The following is a 21,266-nucleotide window of genomic DNA, read 5'->3' on the forward strand; positions in this document are numbered from 1 at the left end:
GGCAGGACATCGAGCAGAACCAGACCGAGGGCCGGGGCCGTCCCGTAGGCGTAGGCGCACGTTTCGAGGACCTTGGCGGCGAAGCCGTCCGCCGGACGGGATCGAACCAGCCAAAGCCATGGGTGGGTTGCCGGCAGACGGCGCAGAGCGTCCCACGTGGATGCCAGAGCCGCCGCCGGTCCGCGGCCGTGATCGGGGTGGAGGCGGTCATGGGTCATGCTGCCCTCCGTTCCGGCCCCGCCGACGTCTCGATCAGCTGACGGATGGCGCGCTTGTTGAAGCCGAAGGTCATCAGCGCCGAGGCGCGGTAGCGCGTCAGGCCGAAGTCGTGCCGACACTCGGGCGGCAGGTACTGGAGCTGCTTCTCGGTCGGCGGCTGGCGCAGCCATCCCCTCGTCTTGAAAGCGCTCTCGTCGGTTTCGTGGGTATTCAGCCAGTCGTCGGCCTGCGCGAGGCAGACCGTGCGTTCGCCGACGCCCAGCAGATGCGGGCGTTCGCCCTTCGCGCCGCCGATGGCGTACCAGACCCCTCCCAGCCAGAAGATGCCGCCCCAGGCGGCGAAGCCGGTGGCCATCAGCGCATCGTCCGTGCCGTAGAGGTCGACCCACGCGAAGCTGGACCGCTTCAGGAGGTCGATCTCGGTCATCATGAAGCCCGAAAGCGGCGCGGCGTCCCCGACTTCGCCCGCATCCATATCCTCGCGCGGGAACGCCTCGCCGCAGAGCGGGCATTCGGTGGCGGCCAGCGGGATCTCCGCCTCGCAGGCCGGGCAGGTCTTCGTCGGCGCCTCACCAATCTCAGTCTTGCCGTCCAGATCGACGTCCTGTTCCAGCGTGCCGTGGATCAGGCTCGAGGTGCCGAAATCCAGCACGACGCAGTCGGTCTTGACGATGCCGGGATGTTCCTCGGGGTCGACGGTGCGCAGGCCGCGCCCAACCATCTGGATCATCGTGGATTTGTAGGAGCTGGGGCGCAGCAGCACGACGCAGGAGGTGGGCGGATGGTCCCAGCCTTCGGTCAGCACCGCCACGTTGACGACAACGCGGATGTCCCCGGCGGCATAGTCGGCGAGGATCGCCTTGCGGGTCTCGGCCGCCAGGTCGCCATGGATCAGCGCGGCGGAAACGCCCGCCGCCCTGAAGGCGTCGGTGACGTGTTCGGCGTGCGCGACGGTGGAGCAGAACACCACGGTCTGCCGGTCGCCCGCCTTTTCCTTCCAGTGGCGGATCACCTCGTCGGTGACAGGGGCGCGGTCCATGATGCCCGCCACCTCTGTCATGTCGAAATCCGACATGGTCTTGCGGACCGAGCGCAGCTCGTCCTGCACACCCACGTCGATGACAAAGGTGCGCGGCGGCACAAGGTGGCCCGACGCGATCAGCTCGGCCAGCCGCACCTGGTCGGCGACATTGTCGAAGACCTCGCGCAGACCCTTCCTGTCGCCCCGGTTCGGCGTCGCCGTGACCCCGAAGATCCGCGCGTCGGGATTGGCCTCGCGGACCCGGTCGATGATGCGGCGGTAGCTGTCGGCGACGGCATGGTGCGCCTCATCCACGACCAGCAGGTCGAGGCGCGGCATATCAGCGAGGTTCGAAGCCCGCGCCAGCGTCGGCACCATGGCGAAGGCGACCTGGCCGTTCCAAGATTTCTCCGTGGCGTCGATCACCGATGTGGCGACGCCCGGCACCACGCGCTGGAACTTGGCGCGGTTCTGCGCCGTCAGCTCGTCGCGGTGCGCCAGCACGCAGGCCTTGGCGCCGTCGCCGATCATCTCGCCGGTGACCGCCGAGAGCATGATGGTCTTGCCCGCGCCGGTGGGCGCCACGCCCAACGTGTTGCCGCGGGAAGCGAGCGCAGCCACGCTGCGCTCGACAAAGGTTTTCTGGCGGGGGCGCAGGCGCATGGCCGGTCTCCCCCTTACTGCGCCCAGCTCGGCCGACCGGCGGCGCCGGGGGCGGACGCGGGCTGGCTGGGCTGGGTGGCCGTGGCGGGCTGCTGCTGGGCGTGGCCCTGCGCCGGGGCGGCGGCGAACTGCGGCGCGACCGTGCCCATCAACGCGGCGTAGTCGCGATGGTCGGGGGTGACGGCGGCGCGGATCTCGTTCTTGTCCTCGCCGTTGGTGTCGGTGCCGATGTCGATGCGGGCGACGAATTCGACTCCGTCGAGATCGCCGAACCCGTTGATGCGGCGGCGCGCCTGCGCCTCGGGCGAGTTGTCCTTGTCGGACACGCCGCGCGCCGAGTTGAGGATGCCGCGGATCAGGCCGCGCCCCATGTTTGCCCAGTCCGGGCCCTTCGGGCTGTAGAGGCCGATCAGCGACCAGATCTTGCGGCGGGCATAGGGCCCTTCGACGACAGTGTATTCGGCGTCAAGATAGACGGCGCCGGTGGTGGCGCGGCGGGCCCAGCCGCCGGTCCAGCCCTGCGAGGGGTCGTCGAAACCGCCCGGCCGCAGGGTCAGGCGCACCTTCGCGAGCGTGCCCTTCGGGATGACGTTGGTGTTGGATTGGGCGGAGTTGAAGTCGTTCCAGGGTCCGGACATTGCGCGGCTCCTTTCAGTTGGAGGATGGGACGCGCAGCGGCGTCGACATGGAAAAGCCAATCCGGCGACCGGATCGGGACATCGGGGTCAGGGAGAGGCGCTCAGCCATGGCCGGGCTCCTCAGCGGGCGCGGGATCGGCCGGGGTCACCGGCGGCCAGGTCAGGCGTTCGGAGGCAGGCGCCGCGGGGCGCTGGATCTTCTCCATCAGCCGGCCGAGATGCGGCGGCTCGACCCTGTCGAGGCGGCCGGACCGGTCCTTCGCCGGATAGCCCCAGGGGTTCAGCGTCTGGCAGACGAAGGCGCGCTGCGGCTGGCCGTTGGCATCGGCGATGTCGGCCATGGTGATGACCTGATCGACGATCCCGGGCAGCTCGAGCCCGGTCTTCGAGCCGTCGATCTGCGGCTGGAAGACCTTGCGATTGAAGTCGTCGAGCCGCTCGTCGAGGATACCGACGAACCAGACATGCTTGCCGCGCGTGTGCTGCAGATGGGTCAGCCAACCGATCATCTCGCGGCCATGCAGCCCGTAGGCGCCGCGGATGTCGGGCTTTCCGGTCTTCTCGGAGAACGCCTCGGGCTGCCCACGGCACCACTGAAAGCAGAGCCGCCCGGCCACGGTGATCGAGTCGATGAAGACGGTCTCGTATTTCCCGATCACCGCCGGATCGCCGTAGCGCCCGCAGACCTCGTCGAAATGCGCCTGGCTGTAGGGCTGGTCCTCGCGCAGCGCCGGGTTCGGGCCGCCGATGAACACCGCGAAGTCGCGGCATTCCTTCCAGGTGCGCGGCCGGAGCGTGTCGATCTCCAGTCCCTCGACCGCCAGATCGCCCGCCTCGAGATCGAGGAAGAGCGTGGTCGAGGCGTTCAGCGTCCAGAGCAGGCTGGTTTTGCCGATGCCGGACCGCCCGAAGATGACGCCCTTGATGCCCTTGCGCTGCGCGAGCCGTTCGTCGGCGCCGATGATGGGAAGGGCCATCACTGGCCCTCCTTCTTCATCACCGCCGTGGCGGCGAGGTCGGCGCCGATGCACCCCGCCTCGCGGGCGAGCTTGTAGAGCCGCTTCAGCGCATCGGCGCGGCGGTAGGCGACCGTGCTCTCGCGCTCCGCTTCCACGATGGCGAAGGCGATCTCGTCGACGGTCGCCTCGACGACCGGCAGCGGGGCGCGCGGCTCGTCACCGGGGCGCTGCGGCAGGGAAATGGTTTCGGGGAGGTCTTCGAGCGCGTAGCTCGCCTTGCGAAGACGGGTGATGTCGTCCGGCTGGTCCGGCATGGCGGTTCTCCGTGAGATGAGGTGATCGATGAGGCGCATCACGCCGCCTCGCGGACGTCTGGCGCGGGTTCGGCGACGTAGATCGCCAGCAGCGGCGTCCCGTCGGCATGGGCGCCGGCGTCCTCGAGCTGATAGTTTCGGTTGGGCTCGCAGACCTCGGTCAGCTCCCAGCGGCGATAGAGCCCCGGAAGACGCCTGAAATCCTCGAGCGACAGATCGGCAGTGCGGTTCATGCGTGTCTGCTTTCGGTTGGAGGGAAGGCGCTCGAGGCGCTCGAATGGGAAAAGCCACCGGCGGGACCGGATCGGGACATCGGTTCAGGGGATTTCCTCGAGGGCGTCGTGCAGCCGGCGCATGGCGCGCTGGTAGCGCTTGCGGGCGGCGGCCTCGGACAGGCCCAGTGCGACGGCGACCTCGGCCTGGGAGAAGCCATCGATCGCCACGCGGATCACCAGCAGGGCGTCGTCGCCGAGCAGCTTCCGCACGGCGCCGTTGAGCCGCGCGTATCCGGCCGCGCCGATCCCGCTGTCGCCGCTGTCCGCCACCTCGTCGGGGTCGGCGCCACTGGCGAGATGTTCGCGCGCCGTGTCGCGCCGGCGCACGCGGATCATGTCGCGCTCGACGTTGCGCAGCACCGTGGCCGCGATCCAGTTGACGCGCACGAGGTCAAGGCTGCGGACTGCCTCGGTGGTGCGCGCCAGTACGTCGGACGCGATCTCGTCGGCGGTGCCGATCCTGCGCCAGATCGACCGGCGGCGGATGGCGTCGAGGCCGGGCCAGAGTGCCAGCAACAGCAGCGTCAGGGCACAGTCGGACGCGGGCCCGTCGCTCTGCGCCGCCCTGACGAGCGCGGAGAGGATCACGTTCTTCTGGCCCTGATCGCCGGGCGTGCGGTGCAGACCGTCCAGCAGGGCCGCCGGATCGCGGAACGGCGCGAGGGCGGCCTGCGCGCGCCTGACGGCGTCGAAACTGCGCTGGAAGTGAAGGTTGGTGGATGAATGCATGAGGTGATCACGGATCTCGTGCCACGCGAAGGACATCGGACGCCTGCCTTGCGGCCAGGCGTCCGGCGCCTTCTCGTGGCCAGGTCAGGACGTCGCGCGTCTCTGCGATTTCAGGGGGTTGGGTGAATGCGCGCGTCAGCGCGCGGGTGCGGTCGCGTTGTTCAACGTGCCGCAGCCGCGGCAGGTGGCCTGCACCGGGAAGCCCACGAGATACTCGTGCCCCCGCGCGAAGCGCAGGTGCATGCGGCCGTCCCGGCAGACGCCGAGCAGCTTGTCACAGCGCGTGCAGCGCCATTCCGAGTTGTTGGTGGTGGGCTTGGTCATCGCGGCGCCGGACCAGCTCGTCGGGGCTGCCTGGCGCGGGGGGAAGGGAGTCGGCATGGAAGTGCTCCTCTATGTGGAGCCCTTCCAGTAATCAGCGGTTTGTTAGACCGTCTCCCGCCGCATGTTAGACCGCTGTTAGACGGTCGCTTCCTCGGCTGGCTCGGCCACGGCTTCGGTCGGCTGCGCAGTGAGTAGCAGTCGCCAATATCCGTTCTTCGCACCCTTGCCGATATAGACGTCCCGGATGCTGTCCCAGGTCTCCTTCCGGAACGCCTGCTGGGGGCTTCTGGACTCGAAGCCTTCCATCAGCGCCTTGACCTGAACGTCGGGACTGCCTTTCCCGGCTGCGACCACCAGGCGCTCGAAGATCGTCAACTGATCGTTCCCAGCGAGGTGAAGCGGCTCCCTGCCAGGAATGAACAGCGTGCCGGACTGCTTGCCTGTCCGAACCACCCGCGGCGACACGCCCCCGCGTGCGAGTGAAAGACCGTCTCGGTACGCGAGTTCTATTCCGTCGCGCGCGAATAGCATTTCCTCGTCCGCCGATGCGAGATGGGACAGCAGCGGCATGACGACGTTAGGCCCAAGATGTGACGGCATCTCCTCACTCGCGGCGAAGACGATGCCCACCCCAGCGGTGCCCCGCGCGCGCAACATCAGATCCAGTCTCTGCGCCGCTTTGGGATCATTGAGCCGCCGGGCGAAATAGACGGGCACATCTGCCTCATCGATCTGGATGGCGCCGACGAGGGTCAGGTCCGGGTCCAGGATCTCGGCCGCCCGCTTGCTCAGCAGCGGCTTCATCAGGCGCATGAGCGTCTCGTGAAGCCACTGAGCGTTGATCGCGAACATCTCGACATCCGATGCGGGGCGCTTACCGACATCTTCGCCGAAAGGACCGACAGCCTGGATCATGCCTTCGGTCGCCGACGGCTTGACGGCGCCTTCCCCGTCGACGTCGTCGTCCTCTATGAGAACCACGTCCTGACGGTCGCGGCGCTCAAGCAGGCCGCCTTCGATGAGACGCTTCGGGTCAAGCCCGAGTTCCAGCAGATAACTTCCGCTGACCTCGTCCTCGATGCGATCGTGGAGTTGAACAAGCTGGGGAAAGATCGCGCGAAGGTCATCATGCGCGATTTGCCTGAACGCGCTCAGGATTCCCCATTCCTTGAGCAGCGCGAAGCCGAGGCTGCGTTCCTCCGGATCGGGCTTGCTCTGCAGGTTGCAGCTCTTCGTGCCCGCAATCGTGATATTGAGCGTCCGCTGCTTCTCATCGCCGATCAGGTTGTAGGCGACCGCGATGGTGATCCGGCTGAACGCTTCGGCGCGCCGAAAGATGTTCCGCGCCCCGAGATATCGGTCGGCAACCTCCTGGATATCATCGTCGACCGTCACCTTGAGCTGAAGCTTGCGGCGCCAGGTTCCCAGCCGGATCTCGGCTTCGATGACGCGCGCGAACTCGAACGCGTACCCTTCGATCTCAGGGGGCTGCAGGAGAAGCGAAGAGCGGAAGCGCGAAAGATTATAGCGCTTCCAGGTCAGAGGTTTCTGGGAGATGTCGTGACCTAGCGCAACTTCGGCGAAGGAGTCGCTGACCGTCTGGCGCACCACGGGGCTGTCCGCGCAGACCTCGATCTGCCGCATCGAGGGCGTGTAGATCAGCGTCGCCTCGTTTGGCGGTCGGTAGTAGATGGTTCCCCGCCTTCCGTCTTGCCGGTGATCGTAGACACTCGAAAGCGGACCACCGTGCCGGACGATCAGCATGATGGACGCAGGGTGCGTATCGGTGGCAGGCAGATCGAGCGCCTTAACTGTGCAGGATATCTCGGGCTTCAGCTCGAGCACGCCCTTGATCTTGGACGCCAGCGACTTTTCGTCGATGGCCGCCGCGTCGAGGGCTACCTGGTTCTCCAGTTCGACCTCGAAGGCGTCGTAGAGCTTGCCGTGGTCGCGGAACTGTCGGGCGAAGTGAAAGCTCTCCGCATCCTCGAAGGTTTCGCGTTCATGGAGATATGCCCAGATGCTTCTGCAGAGCTCATCTGGCTGCCGGTGAAACTCCTGCGACCGTGTCTCATCGAGTTGTTGCTCGACAATGGTGGTGAGTGAGGTGACGCCCTTTTTCTCGGCGAGGGCCCGGATCCTTCGTGATCGCTGCTCCGCAGGTCGCAGGTCATCGCGGTCGAAATCCGACAGCGTCTCGACAAGTGCTTGCCGAAACGCCTCGACCGCTTCTTCGTCGGCGAGGTCGGGAACGTCCTCGGGCAGCTTGAATTCCGGCTCATTGTCTCCCTCGCGCACGGCAAGGGCAGCTCGGGCGAGGTCGACGCGCGCATCCTCGATCAGCGCCAGAACATGCGGACCGATCGGGGATGCTTTGCGCGCCATGAACTCACCTCAATGAACTACTGCTCTCGATTGATTCAACCTACGATAATCATGGACAAATCCGTGATCGGCAAGCCCTGATGTTCTCTCCCTGTTCGCATTTCCGCATCCCGTTCCGCTGAGATGTCCCACCTCGGACGGCTGGGTGGCTTTTGATCAGTAGCACACCATCAAACACGGCCACCGAGACATGAACCGCCCCAATCCGCTACCTCCCGACCAGATGACCGCCGCCGAACGCCGCGCCGAACTGTGTGGCCTGCTGGCGCTCGGGCTGGTTCGGCTGCTCGGGCAGGATAGGCGTGAAGTATCGGACAATACTGGAGAACGTTGCCTACACTATCCCGACGACCAATGCCGTCATGCAACTCCAACTCACCGGAGAAACGCATGACGAAGCCTGATCCCATCCCCGCGCGCCTGGCCGCGCTGAAGTCCATGTCCGTCCCCCAGTTGAAGTCGGAGTGGCAGACGATTTTTGCCACGACGGCGCCGAACAACAGCCGGACGTTCCTCGAGAGCCGGTTGGCCTACCGCATCCAGGAGCTGACGTATGGCGGTCCTGATCGCGAAACCCGGCGCATGCTGGACCTGCTGGCCGACGAGGTCGGCGGCACCCTGACGCGCAAGAGCCAGATCGCCGATCTTCGAAATCCCGTGGTCGGCACGAGGCTGATCCGCGAATGGAACGGAGTCGAGCACACGATCACGGTCTTGCGGGACGGGTTCGAGTGGCAGGGGCGACCCTACAAATCCTTGTCTGCGATTGCGCGGGCGATCACCGGAACGCGTTGGAATGGCTACCGCTTCTTCGGGTTGCGCGAACGAAAGCGGGGGAATGATTGATGGATCAACGCGCAAATCCCGTCCGCCGCCAACGCTGCGCGATCTACACGCGCAAGTCCTCCGAGGAAGGGCTGGAGCAGGAATTCAACAGCCTGCACGCTCAGAGAGAGGCCTGCGAGGCCTACATCGCCAGCCAACGCTCCGAGGGCTGGGTGCTGGTCCGCGATCAGTATGACGACGGCGGCATCTCGGGCGGAACGCTGGAACGGCCCGGCCTCAAGCAGCTTCTGGCCGACATCGAAGACGGCCTGATAGATGTGGTGGTCGTCTACAAAATCGACCGCCTGTCACGGTCGCTGATGGACTTCTCGAAGCTGGTCGAGGTCTTCGACCGCAACGGCGTGACCTTCGTCTCGGTCACGCAGTCCTTCAACACCACCACGTCCATGGGGCGGCTGACGCTGAACATCCTGCTCAGCTTCGCTCAGTTCGAGCGCGAGGTCACAGCCGAGCGCATCCGCGACAAAGTCCGCGCCTCTCGCATGAAGGGCATGTGGATGGGCGGCTACGTCCCGCTCGGGTACGATGTGAAGGACCGCAAGCTCGTGGTGAATGAAGACGAGGCTGCCACCGTGCGGGGCATCTTCGAGAGGTTCGTCGAGGTCGGATCAGCGACCGTGCTGGCCCGCGAACTACGCCGCAAAGGGCTCCGCAACAAGCAGGGCACGTTGGTCGACAAGGGATATCTCTACAGAGTGCTGATGAACCGCGTCTATCGCGGCGACGCCGTCCACAAGGGCAAGGCCTATCCCGGCGAGCATCAGGCCATCATCGACCAGAAGCTGTGGGATCAGGTCCATGCCATCTTGCGGGAGAGCCCCCGCAAGCGCGCCAACAACACCCGGGCGCAGGCGCCTGCGTTGCTGAAGGGCCTTATCTTTACGGCCACGGGCGCGGCCATGACCCCGAGCAGCACGAAGAAGGGCGCGCGGCGATACCGGTACTACGTCTCGATGGACGTCATCAAGAATCGCGAGCCCAGCGATGAGGGCATACCGCGCCGCCTTCCTGCCGACCTCGTGGAAGCGGCCGTGGTGACCGAGTTGCGGCGGGTGATGCGCGCCCCCTCGATCACGGCGCAGGTCATTGCCCACTTGGCGCGCGAGGGCCACGCCTTCGCCGAGGCCGACGTGATCTCCGCGCTGCAGACGTTCGAGGACGTCTGGGGCAAGTTGTTTCCTGCGGAGCAGACCCGGATCGTGCAGTTGCTGGTGCGACGGGTCACTGTGACGTCCGAGGGGCTGGTCATCGATGTCCGGACCGACGGCGTCTCGGGCGTCATGCGCGACATGATGGCGCCACGAAAGAAGGTGGCGGCGGAATGATGAAACCCGAAGAGTCCATCCAGATCTTCGTACCGCTCAAGGTCCGCAAGCAGAACGGGCGGCCGAAGATCATGCCGCCCGCAACCTATCTGCCAAGTGAAGACCGGTCGCAGGATCCGCATATCCTGCGCGCCATCGGCCGGGCGTGGGGCTGGCGGCGGCGCATGGAGGCTGGCGAGTTCAATACGGTCACCGATCTGGCGAAAGCCGTGGGGCTGGCCGAACGCCATGTCAGCCGACAGCTGCGGCTCGCCTACCTCGCGCCGGGAGTCCTCAAGCGCCTCGTCTACAAGCGTGAGGTGCCCGCCGTGACCCTGTTGAAACTGACCGATGTCGCGGCCCTGCCATGGCACGAACAGCCGGAGCGGGTATTCGACTGAGGCTCAGTGAAAGCTCGCCTGAAACGTCGTCGCGGTCAGGGAGACATGCGCGTCCAGCGGCGGATGCAGCTCGAACGCCTTCGGCTCGCGTGAGAAGTTCCAGAGCCGGAACAGACGCCATTCCGACCTGCGCTCGTCGGCGACGGCCAGTTCGTTGCGGGTAATGTGGAAGGGCGTGCGCTCCCATCCGTTCGTCGTCTTCACCTCGATCAGCCGCGGCCGCCCGTCCGGCGCGAAGCTTGCGATGTCGTAACCCGCGCCGTCGCCATCCTCCTCCGACACCCAGCGCACCTTGCGCGCCAGATCGTCCCGCCCCGCGGTCCGCAAGGCCGCGCGCTCATGCGCCAGCACGCGCTCCTCGCCCGCGCGGCCGAGGGCCCGGTTGCGTTCGTCCCGGCCCGCCACGTCGAACTTGCGGGCGATGTGCAGCATCTGGTCCAGCTCCTGCGGGGGTGGCTGGTTCGACAGCGTCGGCGGCGGCCCGATCCAGATCTGCGCAGCCTCGCGTAGGGAAGCGGCTGTTTGCGGCCCCGGTTGGCGCCCAAGCCAGGCCGGGTTCAGCGCCAGCCACCGCGCCACGGCATCCACCAAGGTCATCTGGAAGTTGAACGCGGGCTTGTAGCCTGGGATCCAGTCCTCGCCGAGCCCCTTCAGCACCGCGCTGATGTTCTGGTGCTTGAACTCGACGGACCCCTCGGACCGGTCGTTCAGCAGCGGGCGGAGTGTGCGGCGGTGTTCGGCCTTCTTGTAGGGCCGTCCGGAGATGTCGTCGGCCAGCATCGCGAAGTAATCCGCGACGATCAGGTCGTTCTCTTCATCTGTCCAGGGCCCGTTCGACATTGCACCAGGCTATGGGCGCGAAGTCTGTTTGTCATCAGAGACTTCTGGCAGCGTCGTGGCTCGCTTCGAACGCTGCCGCCGGACTTGGGATCGGCCGCCACAGAGCCGTCCTTCTGACCGCCCCGCGCCTTCGTGTCAGTCTCCGCCACCGGATTATCTCGCGAAAGGGACGACCCCATGAACGCGGCAACCCATTGGAAATGCGAGGATGTTTTACGCCGTCCCGTGACCGTCGAGGGGCGCTCGAAGAGAGACGCAGGCCATTCGGAGACCCATTCCGCGTCAAGCGCCCAGTCTCCGAAGGGCGGATGGCCCTGCCAACGCCCTTTGAAACAAAAAGAAAAAAGGCCCCAATCGGGGCCCCTCGACGGATTCAGTATCTGAATGTGGCGGAAGAGGTGTCCGCTATAAGCACTTCCGGTGGCGTCCGACTTCATCCGATTACGTCTTGAACAGTAAGGGAAAAATGACCTTCCCTTGTCCGGCATGTTCCGCCAATATCCGGGGGCATCCGGCTTTTGCTGGGGGAAGAGCCGGGGGAAGGGAAGTGGTGAAGGCGAAGGCGAGGCGGGGCGACAAGGGGCTGTCAGCCGCCAAGGTGAACGCGAACCTTGAGCCGGGCAAGTATCACGATGGGGGCGGGCTGGGCCTTTACCTTCGCGTTGACGCGAACGGCTCGCGCTTTTGGGTGCAGCGTATCACCATCCGGGGGAAGCGGTGCGAACTGGGGCTGGGCAGCCCGCCGCTTGTGAAACTGGCCGAGGCGCGGGAAACAGCGGCAGCGAACAAGCGGACGGTGCGAGCGGGCCGCGACCCTCTGGCCGAGAAGCGGGAAGCGGCGGCGGCGCTCACCTTCGCGGCGGCGGTGGATAGCTACCTTTCCGCGAAGCTGGATGAGTTTCGGAACCCCAAGCACCGCGCCCAGTGGCGGGCGACGCTCGACACCTACGCCAAGCCAATATTGGGGCCGAAGCTGGTTTCGCAAATCACGGTGGCCGACGTGCTGCGCGTTCTGGAACCCATCTGGCAGAGCAAGACGGAAACCGCCTCGCGCCTTCGCGGCCGGATTGAGAACGTCCTTTCATGGGCAACGGTGGCCGGGCACCGCACGGGCGACAATCCAGCGCGCTGGAAGGGGAACCTGTCCGAGATGCTGCCGAAGCCCGGCAAGGTGGCGAAGGGCGACAATCAACCGGCTCTGGCGCTGGCCGACGTGCCGGGCTGGTGGGCCGACTTGAACAAGCGCGAAGGCATGGCGGCGCGGGCGCTGGAATTTTTGACGCTCTGCGCTTCCCGCTCGGGCGAGGTGCGCGGCATGACGTGGGATGAAGTGGAATTTGAACGGGCACCCGGTGCGACACGTGCGACATGGGTAATCCCGGCGGGCCGGATGAAGGCCGAACGGGAACACCGCGTGCCGCTGTCTGCCGACGCTCTGGCGCTTCTCGAAAGCCTGCCGCGAATGAAGGACTCGCCTTTCGTGTTTTTCGCCCCGCGCGGCGGGCAGTTGTCCGACATGACGCTTTCCGCCGTCATGCGCCGGATGCAGGAAGCCGAGGTGAAGGCCGGACGGCCGGGCTGGCTGGATCCGCGCTCGAAACGCCCGGCGGTGCCGCATGGCCTGCGCTCGACGTTCCGCGACTGGGCGGCGGAAAAGGGGATAGAGCGCGACTTGGCGGAAATGGCGCTGGCGCACAATGTCGGCTCGGAAGTGGAGCGCGCCTATCGGCGAAGCGACATGCTGGAACGGCGCCGGGCCGTGATGACACGATGGGCGCAATTCCTTCGCGGCGAGAAGATGGCGCAGAAGGTGGTGAGGATGCGGGGGAAAGAGCGGTGACGGATTGGCAGGCAGTGTTTCGAGGAAATGACTGGTTTGGTCTCGATCCATACCTTGTTGCACCCGAAGAAATTGACGCTTTTAACGAAGCGTTAGCCCTGGCGAACTTAACTATAGATGGCAATCCATGTCCCGAAAATAGGGAGCATCTGTTAAATCAGGTAACGGATATCAAGAGATATTCAGCGGGCTTGGCCAGCTCGGGGGAGCCGCGGCGCGAAGCGACTCTGGACCTTCTGCTTGCGTGGCTTCGGACCCCAATCTGGCCCAATCATATTTCACGCTCCGAGGCAAAAAGAAAGTCGTCCGTGGGATGTTTCCTTAGAGGGGCGATGGCTGCACAACCGGTGCCTCTTGCGGCCTATAGGCGGTTGGCCGCGACCGATCCTATTGCGTTCGACCTTGTTTCTTCTGGGACAGCACTAGCGCTTGAGGAAGGTTATGATGATGCCGAAGATCGAAAATTCGCCTGCGCCGTTTTGCGTGGCGAAATTAAGCGCCCGTCACGTCGCGGCAAACATCCGAAGAGCCAGCGACGGCTAGACTATATGCTGACCGACTTGGTCAAAATTGCCGAACTGCGCGGCTTCAAACCTCTGCGCAACGAGGAGAGCGACCACAGGAATTCAGCCTGTGACCTCGTGTCGGAGGCATTGACGCAAGAAGGTTTCCGGTATTGCTCATACGAGACGGTGCGGAAAGCGTGGCTGCGGCGAAGTGTGCCTCTCTTTCCCGAATTAACGCACCCATGAAGTTGGCCGCACAATCCGACATCTTCCGACTTGTCCAGAGACAGCCGGAAAGGAACGGACATGGCCGAAACCATCCTCAGACTTCCAGAAGTCAAAGCCCGCACCGCGAAGAGCCGCTCAAGTATCTATGAGGCGATTGCGCGCGGTGAATTCCCCAAGCCGATAAAGATCGGCGCCCGCGCCGTAGGCTGGGCGGAAAGCGAGATCACTGCGTGGCTTGAATGCCGCAAAGCTCAACGTGAAGCCGCGTGAGATCGCCAGATGATAGCCCAGACAAAAAAACCCGGCGCGCGGGCAGGCGCTACCGGGGCGGGGATTTCGAAATGGTGGCAGGCTGAAGAATACCGCACCATGCCTCCTCTCGCAATTCGTTTCGGCGATGCCGAGAGGGCGGCGTGATGAATGACGCTCAATCTCTGACCCTCGCACTGAACGGCGAGTGGCGCGGCAATCACGGGACCGCACCGTGTCCGGTCTGCCAGCCCGACAGACGAGTGGATCAACGCGCGCTCTCGATCCGTAGCGAAGGCGGCCGGCTGCTCTGCTGGTGCCACAAGACCGGCTGCCATTTCCGCGACATCATCAAGGCCGCGGGCGTGACCCCGGCTGTGGCCACCTTTGACGCAGAGGCAGCCCGGCAGGCCGATCAGAAGCGCGCCACCTATGAGGCGGAGCAACGGGCCAAGGCTCGCAATTTGTGGGAACGTTCGCGGCCGATCACGGGCACCAAGGGGGAACGCTACCTGCGCAGTCGCGGGATTACCTGCCCCCTGCCGTCGTCGCTGCGCTGGGCCGTCGATGCTTACCATGCGCCCTCGGCTCGCTACGTCTCGGCGATGGTCGCAGATGTGAACTCCGGCGGTGTCCATCGGACCTTCTTCGAGAAGACAGGAGAGCGACTGAGCCGCAACGCGAAGATGATGCAGGGTCCCTGTGCGGGCGGTGCCGTGCGCCTTTCTGAGCGAGGCGGCGCGCTCGCGGTGTGCGAAGGAATTGAGACCGGCTTGAGCCTCCTCAGCGGCGTCCTGCAAGAGCCCGCCGAGGTCTGGGCTGCGCTCTCCACCAGCGGGATGCAAGCCCTTAGCCTGCCTCCTGCACCCGGGCGCCTGATCGTGGCGACGGACGGCGACGAGCCCGGCCGCGCGGCAGGGCGGAAGCTGGCGGAACGTGCCGCTGCGCTGGGTTGGCGCGTCTCTTTCCTGGCTGCGCCGGACGGGCGCGACTGGAACGACGTGCTGCGTGAGCAGGAGGCTCAATGTATCAGGATCTGAACTTCGAGCCGGATATGCCGCCGTCGCTTCCGGATGAAGCCTATGCCTCCGAGTTTGAGGACTACGGGCGGCATGAGCAGACAGGGGGCGAGACACAGGGGCCATGCGATCTGTCCCCGACCCCTTGGCGCCGTAACGTGCCACCTCCGCGCCAGTGGCTCTACGGCTACCATCTGCAACGGCGAATGCTCTCGGGCACCATCAGCCCCGGCGGCATCGGCAAGTCGTCGCTGGCGCTGGTGGACGCTCTCTCGATGGTGACCGGCCGGAAACGGCTGCATAGTTGGGTGCATTCCCGCGAGGGCCTGCGCGTCTGGTATTGGTGTGGCGAAGATCCTGTCGAGGAGATCAGCCGGCGCCTTGAGGCGGCCTGCATTCACTATGGCATCAGCGACGACGAGATCGGCGGTCGCCTGTGCGTCGATAGTGGGCGCGACCAGCCGATCAAGATTGCCACGGCTGACCGCGAGGGCGTGAAGATCGCGCGGCCTGTAGTAGCTGAGCTGGTGGCGCAGATGCGAGCGCTCCGGATCGACGTGCTCATCATCGATCCGTTCATCACCTGCCATTCGGTGCCGGAAAACGACAACGTGGCAATGAATGCCGTGATCGACGCATGGCGGGACGTGGCGAACCAGACGAATGCGGCCATAGAACTGATCCACCACACGGCCAAAGCGGGCACCGGCGACAGCATCAACGATGGCCGCGGAGCCTCGGCATTCCGCGATGGCATCCGCGCCGGGCGTGTGCTGGCGCCAATGAGCTTCGAGGAGGGCGAGAGGATGGGCCTCACGCCTGCGGAGACAGCGCGGATCTTCCGGTCATTGGACGGTGCTAAGCCCAACATGTCCGCGAGGGGCGCGGGCTTCACATGGTATCGGATGGAGACCGTTGCGCTCAACAACCCGACCCCCGCCTATCCAGAAGGCGACGAGATCGGGGTTTGCACGGCTTGGACGCCACCGGATGCCTTCGAGGGCGTCAAGCTGGACGATCTGCGGCAGGTGCAGGATGCGATTGCCGCAAGGGAGACGCCACCGGCTAAGGCGATCACAAGCCGGGAGTGGGTGGGCTACGTCGTGGCCGATACCCTCGGGCTGGACGTTGGCGAACCGGGCACGACCAAGGACCAGCAAAGCCCGGACCAAAAGGCCGCCCGGACGCGCGTCGGAAGCATGATCAACACCTGGCTCAGGAACGGCGCCCTCCGGGTCGAGACGGTGCGATCCCCGAGGGACGGGCGCGACAAGCAACAGATCGTCGTGGGCATCCCCGCCGGTGACCATAACGAGACCTATCCGCAGTCTCCGCAGTTGAGTGCGGAATGAGTGCGGTGAGTGCGGAATATGCGTGTGGGGCGCGTGGTGTGGGGGCGGAAGCCCCACCACCGCCGCCGCAGTCATATACTTAAGGGCCTGACTGCGGCGGCGGATGGGCAGCGTTACGAGGCGTTAGAATGAGAGACCAATCCATGATGAACCATCCTCCCCTCGATCCGGAGCGCTTCGACGCCATCACCAGTGGCCCGGAAAAGCTGTGGGGGCTGCCCGCCATCTCGAAGGCCTTGGGCGTATCGGTGGACACGGTGCGCCGCTGGGCCAGGCATGGGAGGGCGCCGATCTACCGGCCGGATGGCGAGCGCTACTTCGCCCTGCGCTCGGAGCTGAACGCGTGGCTGAGGGGGATGCGGTGATGGCTCAGGTCGGAGCGAAGCACGTGCGACCGACGACGTTCTGCAAGACGGAGGCCTATCGGCAGGGTTACGAGGACTACCGCCTCGGCCGTCCGCCAGCGTTCGGACAGTGGAGCGGGAATGACATCGCTTACGAGACCGGACGGCAGGCCGCGGCGCTGGCTGTCGCCAAGGGGCAGGATCTGCGGCCCATCCCGGTCAAGGGCAAGATCGCGAGCCACGACGTGATGCACCTCGTTGACCTCGGGAAGGCGTTGTTCCGCTTGGAGTGGGGCATCGAGTGAGATCAACCGGGGGTGGTCTCCAACTTCTGCCCCATCGTGGGGACCGGCGCGGGGAACCTTGCGCGAGATTTGCATCAATCTGGATTTCGGGTCTGACCCAGATGCGCGAGAAACCTAGCATTTGCAAGGGTCTGCCAACTGCCGCCGCGCTCGCCGTGGCCGCATACTGCCAGTATGAAACTCTGGCCCTTCACCCGCAAGTCGCTCGCCACCCCTTCCGAGGATCTCTCGGCCATCTTCGGTGTGATGCCGACCATCGCCGGCGCCTCGGTCACGCCGCTTGAGGCGCTGAAGGTGCCTGCGGTCTCGGCAGCCGTGCGCACCATCTCGGAAGCCTGCGCCACCCTCGACGTGAAGGTGGTCGAGATCCTCGCGGACGGAACCGAGGCTGACGTTCCCGATCATCCGATCCTGCCCCTCCTGCGCGACCGGGCGAACGACTGGACCTCGGGCTTCGAGCTGATCCGGGATATGGTGATCGACGCCCTCCTGACCGACATTGGCGCGCTGGCCTGGGTCAACCGTGTCGGCGGCCGGCCGGTGGAGATCATCCACTACCGCCGCGGCGTGATGGCGGTCGAGTTCGACCAGGGCACGGGAGAACCGCGCTACAGCCTGAACAGTGTGCCCCTGCCCTCCTCCGACGTGATCCACCTGCGCGAGCCCTTCGGCCGGTGCCCGGTGACGCTGGCCCGCGAGGCCATCGCCGCAGCGATCGTCATGGAGCGCCATGCAGCCCGTCTCTTCGGGCGTGGGGCGCGTCCCTCGGGCGTGCTGTCCTTCCCGAAAGGCATGGGCGACGAGGCCGTGAGGAAGGCGCGGGCCGCGTGGCGGGCAACGCACGAGGGGCAGGACGCGGGCGGCGCCACGGCGATCCTCTACGACGGCGCCGAGTTCCAGCCGCTGACGCTGGCCTCGACGGATGCCCAGTTCCTCGAGAACCGCAAGTTCCAGATCACGGAGATCGCGCGGGCCTTCAACATCCCGGCGCCGATGATCGGCGATCTTGAGCGGGCGACCTGGGGCAATGCCGAGCAGAAGGCGAAGGAGTTCCTGAGCTACTGCCTCGAACCCCGCCTCAAGGCGCTGGAAGGCGCCCTCGGTCGGGCGCTTCTGACGGAGGACGAGCGCGGCCGGTTCGCCATCCGCTTCGACCGCGACGACATCAGCCGCGCCGATCTCGCGACCCGCGCCACCACAATCAACAGCCTCATCGCTTCTCAGGTGCTGAACCCGAACGAGGGCCGCGGCTGGCTGGGCATGGAGCCGCGTCCGGGCGGCGACGAGTTCCGCAACCCGAACATCACGGCCGCCGCCGAGCCGCCGCAACAGGAGCCGTCGAATGCTGAATGACCTGAGCGCCATCCTTGCCGATGCGGAAGATCAGGAGCGCGGCGCCTGGTGCGATCTCCTCGACCCCGTGACCGGCCGCGCCACCGGCATCCGCTTCCGTGTGGCGGGACCGGACAGCCGGACGCAGGCGAAGGCCCGTCTGGCGCTGTCTGACGAGCTGGCAGAGGCGGCCGACGCGGACGGCCGGGTTTCGGCCGAGGCCCGCGAGAAGGCCCGCCTGAACAGCCTCGCGCGCTGCGTGCTGGCCTGGGAGATCGAGGAGGACGGCAAGCCCGTGCCCTTCTCTCACGCCAACGTCGTCCGCGTCCTTCGCGCGGCAACGTGGGTGCAGGCGCAGGTTGACGCCTTCGCCGCCGATCGTCGCACGCATCGGAGGACGCGCTGATGGATCGCATCGAGATCAAGGCGGCCTTCGCCACCGACGAGGCGGGCACCATCACCGGGACCGCCTGGCCCTTCGGCTCGCCCGACCGGGTGGGCGATGTGATTGAACCCGGCGCCTTCAAGTCCGTGGCCCTGCCTTTGCCCATGCTCGCGAGCCACGATCCCGCGGACGTGGTGGGCGTATGGGAGTCCGCGACCGCCGATGCGACCGGCCTTCAGGTGAAGGGGAAACTCCTCGTGGAGGACGTGGCCCGCGCCCGCGAGGTCCGCGCGCTCATCCAGGCCAAGGCTCTGACGGGCCTCTCGATCGGCTTCGCGACGAAGAAGGCCGCGCCCCGCCGGGGCGGTGGCCGCACCATTTCCGACCTCGACCTGATGGAAATCAGCGTGGTCGCCATTCCGGCGCATCCGGGCGCCCGGATCACTACCGCAAAGGCCGCGACGGCCGGAAAGGACGACATGACCGAGACCAACGACGCGCCCGACCTGTCGGCGCTGGAAACCAAGATGGGCCAGATGGCCGAGACGCTGAAGGGCTTCGATGGCCTGACCCAGCGGCTCGACAAGATCGAGGCGAAGGTGAACCGTCCCGGCGGCGGCGAGCAGCGCAAGGACGACGATGCCGAGCGCAAGGCGTTCGGCGCCTATCTGCGTGCGGGCAGCAACGCCCCGGCCGAGGAGCTGAAGACCCTCACCGTCTCCAGCGATCCGCAGGGCGGCTACCTCGCGCCGGCCGAGATGAGCACGGAGTTCCTGCGCGATCTGGTCGAGTTCTCGCCCGTGCGCAGCGTGGCGACGATCCGCGGCACCGCGGCGCCGTCCGTGATCTACCCGACCCGCACCGGCATCACGAATGCGAAGTGGAAGGGCGAGACGCAGGCGCAGGAAGCGTCCGAGCCCGGCTTCGGGCAGGCCGAGGTCATGGTGAAGGAGATCAACACCTACGTTGACATCTCGAACCAGCTTCTCGCCGACAGCGCCGGACAGGCCGAGGCCGAGGTGCGCCTCGCGCTGGCGGAAGACTTCGGCCAGAAGGAGGGCCTTGCCTTCGTGTCGGGTGACGGCGTGCTCGCGCCGGAAGGCTTCATGAACGCGGCCGGCATCCCCTACACCGCCAACGGCCACGCGACCAACCTCTCGGCCGATGCCCTCGTGACCATGCTCTATGCGATCCCGGCGACCTATCGGAACCGCGGCGCCTGGGCCATGAACGGGACGACCCTCGGCGTCCTGCGGAAGCTCAAGGACGGCCAGGGCAACTTCCTGTGGCAGCCGTCCTATCAGGCGGGCCAGCCCGAGACGATCCTCGGCCGCCCGGTGGTCGAGATGGTGGACATGCCCGACCTCGAGTCCGGCTCGTTCCCGATCGCCTATGCGGACTGGTCCGGTTACCGGATCGTGGACCGGCTGAACCTCAGCGTCCTGGTCAACCCCTACATCAAGGCGACCGAGGGCCTGACCCGCATCCATGCGACCCGCCGTGTCGGTGGACGCGTCCTTCAGCCTGCGAAGTTCCGCAAGCTGAAAATGGCAACCTCGTAAGGAGCACGCGACATGCGCGACCTCTATTCCAACATCAAGGCGGTGCCGGCACTCGCTCCGGCGGTGCAGGCCGCGGCGGCGAACGGGCTGACCGTGGACCTGATCAACACCTGGGGCGTGGCCTTCGTGGTCAATACCGGCGCGATCGCCGGCTCGGGCGACTTCGGCGTGAAGCTCCAGGAGAGCGACGACGGCACGACTTGGGGCGACGTGCCGGAGACTTCGGTGAAGTCCGACGCTCCGGCCACGCTGGACGCCTCGAAGAGCTACCGGCTCGGCTACGGCGGCTTCAAGCGTTATGCGCGCGTGGCGCTGACCAAGGCCGGCGGGACGAGCATCGCGGCCGGTGCCGTGGCGATCATCTCGCCCGCCGATAAGCCGGTGGCCTGACGATGCCCGGCAAGCCCCCTCGGATCTGCGGCTGTGGCCGGAAGGTCCCGGCGGGGCTTCGCTGCGAATGCCAGGCCAAGCGGGACGCGGAGCGCAAGGCGCGGTTCGACCGGACCCGGCCGAGTTCCAGCGCCCGCGGCTACACCTCGAAATGGGAACGGGCGCGGGCGGACTTCCTTGCCGCGCACCCGTTCTGCCGACGCTGCGGCGCCCCGGCGACCGTGGTCGATCACATCATCCCGCACCGGGGCGACCTGTCCCTGTTCTGGGATCGCTCGAACTGGCAGCCGCTCTGCGCTGCCGACCACAACAGCGCCAAGCAGATTGAAGAGCGGCGCGCAGCAAAAGGACAACGGACATGATTTACGCCACCAACGGCGCGAAATGCTACATCGGCGGGGTGATCGCCGACCCCGGCGCGGACGTGACCGAGACGACCTTCGCCTCCCAGAGCTGGACCGAGATCAAGGAAGTCGAGAGCCTCGGCACCTTCGGCGACAGCGCCTCCGAGATCACCTTCGAGTCGCTGAACCAGAACCGCACGAAGCGCCTCAAGGGCACCCGGAACGCGGGCGCGATGGATCTGATCTGCGGCCTCGACTATGCCGACGCGGGCCAGCTCGCGCTGATCGCGGCCGAGAAGACGATCCACGACTACGCGTTCCGCATCGTGTTCAACGATGCCCCGGCCGGTGGCACGCCTTCCGAGCGGATGTTCATTGCCAAGGTCGCCAGCGCCTCCGAGGCCCTGGACGCGGCCAACGCGGTCCTGAAGCTGAACGCCTCGCTCTGGATCAACTCGAACATCGTCCGCGTCGCGGCGGCGGAGTGAGGGT

25 protein-coding genes are annotated in these 21,266 nt (G+C 66.1%); 16 read left to right on the forward strand and 9 right to left on the reverse strand.

Translation table 11 applies throughout. From position 1 onward, the window contains the following. Positions 1-214: 214 nt before the first annotated feature. From LV780_RS09395 to LV780_RS09430, 8 genes are all read right to left on the reverse strand, one after another. Entirely contained in the window at positions 215-1,903 is a 1,689-nt protein-coding gene (locus LV780_RS09395; protein WP_108220435.1) for a DEAD/DEAH box helicase, read from the reverse strand. A gap of 14 nt (positions 1,904-1,917) precedes the next feature. Then, positions 1,918-2,541, reverse strand: a complete 624-nt coding sequence (locus LV780_RS09400) for a hypothetical protein (protein ID WP_108220434.1) — start codon at positions 2,539-2,541, stop codon at positions 1,918-1,920. A 101-nt stretch (positions 2,542-2,642) separates the two neighbouring features. Next, the gene (locus LV780_RS09405; RefSeq protein WP_108220433.1) at positions 2,643-3,518 is read right to left on the reverse strand and encodes an ATP-binding protein; all 876 of its coding nucleotides are present in this window, start codon (positions 3,516-3,518) and stop codon (positions 2,643-2,645) included. Next, positions 3,518-3,814 carry a hypothetical protein gene (locus LV780_RS09410; protein WP_146172291.1) on the reverse strand — a complete coding sequence of 99 codons (297 nt, stop codon included), beginning with the start codon at positions 3,812-3,814 and terminating at the stop codon, positions 3,518-3,520. Before LV780_RS09410 ends, LV780_RS09405 begins: the two co-directional genes overlap by 1 nt. A 38-nt stretch (positions 3,815-3,852) precedes the next feature. Continuing rightward, positions 3,853-4,047 (reverse strand): hypothetical protein, encoded by a 195-nt coding sequence (locus tag LV780_RS09415; RefSeq protein ID WP_108220432.1) that lies wholly within the window; start codon positions 4,045-4,047, stop codon positions 3,853-3,855. Between the two features lie 84 nt (positions 4,048-4,131). Beyond that, the gene (locus LV780_RS09420) at positions 4,132-4,854 is read right to left on the reverse strand and encodes an RNA polymerase sigma factor (RefSeq protein ID WP_108220431.1); all 723 of its coding nucleotides are present in this window, start codon (positions 4,852-4,854) and stop codon (positions 4,132-4,134) included. Between the two features lie 99 nt (positions 4,855-4,953). Then, positions 4,954-5,199 (reverse strand): hypothetical protein, encoded by a 246-nt coding sequence (locus LV780_RS09425; protein ID WP_146172290.1) that lies wholly within the window; start codon positions 5,197-5,199, stop codon positions 4,954-4,956. A 78-nt stretch (positions 5,200-5,277) separates the two neighbouring features. Continuing rightward, a complete protein-coding gene (locus LV780_RS09430) occupies positions 5,278-7,527 on the reverse strand; it encodes a hypothetical protein (RefSeq protein ID WP_108220430.1) in 2,250 nt (749 codons plus the stop codon). A gap of 390 nt (positions 7,528-7,917) precedes the next feature. Between LV780_RS09430 and LV780_RS09435 the strand changes: the two genes are divergently transcribed. The 3 genes from LV780_RS09435 to LV780_RS09445 are packed head-to-tail and all read left to right on the forward strand — an operon-like array spanning position 7,918 to position 10,078. Further along, positions 7,918-8,373, forward strand: a complete 456-nt coding sequence (locus LV780_RS09435) for a DUF2924 domain-containing protein (RefSeq protein WP_108220428.1) — start codon at positions 7,918-7,920, stop codon at positions 8,371-8,373. Beyond that, positions 8,373-9,698 (forward strand): recombinase family protein, encoded by a 1,326-nt coding sequence (locus tag LV780_RS09440; RefSeq protein ID WP_108220427.1) that lies wholly within the window; start codon positions 8,373-8,375, stop codon positions 9,696-9,698. Before LV780_RS09435 ends, LV780_RS09440 begins: the two co-directional genes overlap by 1 nt. After that, positions 9,695-10,078 carry a hypothetical protein gene (locus tag LV780_RS09445; RefSeq protein WP_108220426.1) on the forward strand — a complete coding sequence of 128 codons (384 nt, stop codon included), beginning with the start codon at positions 9,695-9,697 and terminating at the stop codon, positions 10,076-10,078. The genes LV780_RS09440 and LV780_RS09445 overlap by 4 nt, the downstream gene beginning before the upstream one ends. A 3-nt stretch (positions 10,079-10,081) precedes the next feature. On the opposite strand, the gene LV780_RS09450 is transcribed toward LV780_RS09445, so the two are convergent. After that, positions 10,082-10,918 (reverse strand): DUF3883 domain-containing protein, encoded by an 837-nt coding sequence (locus tag LV780_RS09450; RefSeq protein WP_108220425.1) that lies wholly within the window; start codon positions 10,916-10,918, stop codon positions 10,082-10,084. 448 nt (positions 10,919-11,366) lie between these two features. Here LV780_RS09450 and LV780_RS09455 point away from each other — a divergent pair, with 448 nt between their 5' ends. From LV780_RS09455 to LV780_RS09515, 13 genes are all read left to right on the forward strand, one after another. Next, positions 11,367-12,758 (forward strand): tyrosine-type recombinase/integrase, encoded by a 1,392-nt coding sequence (locus LV780_RS09455; protein WP_233863772.1) that lies wholly within the window; start codon positions 11,367-11,369, stop codon positions 12,756-12,758. Beyond that, positions 12,755-13,510: a hypothetical protein gene (locus LV780_RS09460; protein ID WP_147326422.1), complete on the forward strand. Its 756-nt coding sequence runs from the start codon at positions 12,755-12,757 to the stop codon at positions 13,508-13,510. The genes LV780_RS09455 and LV780_RS09460 overlap by 4 nt, the downstream gene beginning before the upstream one ends. A gap of 60 nt (positions 13,511-13,570) precedes the next feature. Then, on the forward strand, positions 13,571-13,762 hold the full coding sequence (locus LV780_RS09465) for a helix-turn-helix transcriptional regulator (protein ID WP_117345000.1): 192 nt from the start codon (positions 13,571-13,573) through the stop codon (positions 13,760-13,762). Positions 13,763-13,908: 146 nt separating this feature from the next. Continuing rightward, a complete protein-coding gene (locus LV780_RS09470) occupies positions 13,909-14,781 on the forward strand; it encodes a DUF7146 domain-containing protein (RefSeq protein WP_108222690.1) in 873 nt (290 codons plus the stop codon). Further along, on the forward strand, positions 14,766-16,112 hold the full coding sequence (locus LV780_RS09475) for a helicase RepA family protein (protein ID WP_233863773.1): 1,347 nt from the start codon (positions 14,766-14,768) through the stop codon (positions 16,110-16,112). Before LV780_RS09470 ends, LV780_RS09475 begins: the two co-directional genes overlap by 16 nt. A gap of 128 nt (positions 16,113-16,240) precedes the next feature. Continuing rightward, positions 16,241-16,477 (forward strand): helix-turn-helix domain-containing protein, encoded by a 237-nt coding sequence (locus LV780_RS09480; RefSeq protein WP_108222691.1) that lies wholly within the window; start codon positions 16,241-16,243, stop codon positions 16,475-16,477. Continuing rightward, positions 16,477-16,761 (forward strand): hypothetical protein, encoded by a 285-nt coding sequence (locus LV780_RS09485; protein WP_108222692.1) that lies wholly within the window; start codon positions 16,477-16,479, stop codon positions 16,759-16,761. The genes LV780_RS09480 and LV780_RS09485 overlap by 1 nt, the downstream gene beginning before the upstream one ends. Before the next feature lie 174 nt (positions 16,762-16,935). After that, complete coding sequence (locus LV780_RS09490) at positions 16,936-18,114, forward strand: phage portal protein (protein ID WP_117345001.1); 1,179 nt, start codon at positions 16,936-16,938, stop codon at positions 18,112-18,114. Then, positions 18,104-18,499: a hypothetical protein gene (locus LV780_RS09495; protein WP_117345002.1), complete on the forward strand. Its 396-nt coding sequence runs from the start codon at positions 18,104-18,106 to the stop codon at positions 18,497-18,499. The genes LV780_RS09490 and LV780_RS09495 overlap by 11 nt, the downstream gene beginning before the upstream one ends. Next, positions 18,499-20,040 carry a phage major capsid protein gene (locus LV780_RS09500; RefSeq protein ID WP_117345003.1) on the forward strand — a complete coding sequence of 514 codons (1,542 nt, stop codon included), beginning with the start codon at positions 18,499-18,501 and terminating at the stop codon, positions 20,038-20,040. Before LV780_RS09495 ends, LV780_RS09500 begins: the two co-directional genes overlap by 1 nt. A gap of 12 nt (positions 20,041-20,052) precedes the next feature. Next, positions 20,053-20,430: a hypothetical protein gene (locus tag LV780_RS09505; protein WP_108222695.1), complete on the forward strand. Its 378-nt coding sequence runs from the start codon at positions 20,053-20,055 to the stop codon at positions 20,428-20,430. Positions 20,431-20,432: 2 nt separating this feature from the next. Next, complete coding sequence (locus tag LV780_RS09510; RefSeq protein WP_117345004.1) at positions 20,433-20,792, forward strand: HNH endonuclease signature motif containing protein; 360 nt, start codon at positions 20,433-20,435, stop codon at positions 20,790-20,792. Beyond that, entirely contained in the window at positions 20,789-21,262 is a 474-nt protein-coding gene (locus tag LV780_RS09515; RefSeq protein ID WP_117345005.1) for a hypothetical protein, read from the forward strand. The genes LV780_RS09510 and LV780_RS09515 overlap by 4 nt, the downstream gene beginning before the upstream one ends. The last annotated feature ends 4 nt before the right edge of the window (positions 21,263-21,266 follow it).

It is taken from the genome of Cereibacter azotoformans, from assembly GCF_021391315.1.
Lineage (GTDB): Bacteria > Pseudomonadota > Alphaproteobacteria > Rhodobacterales > Rhodobacteraceae > Cereibacter_A > Cereibacter_A azotoformans.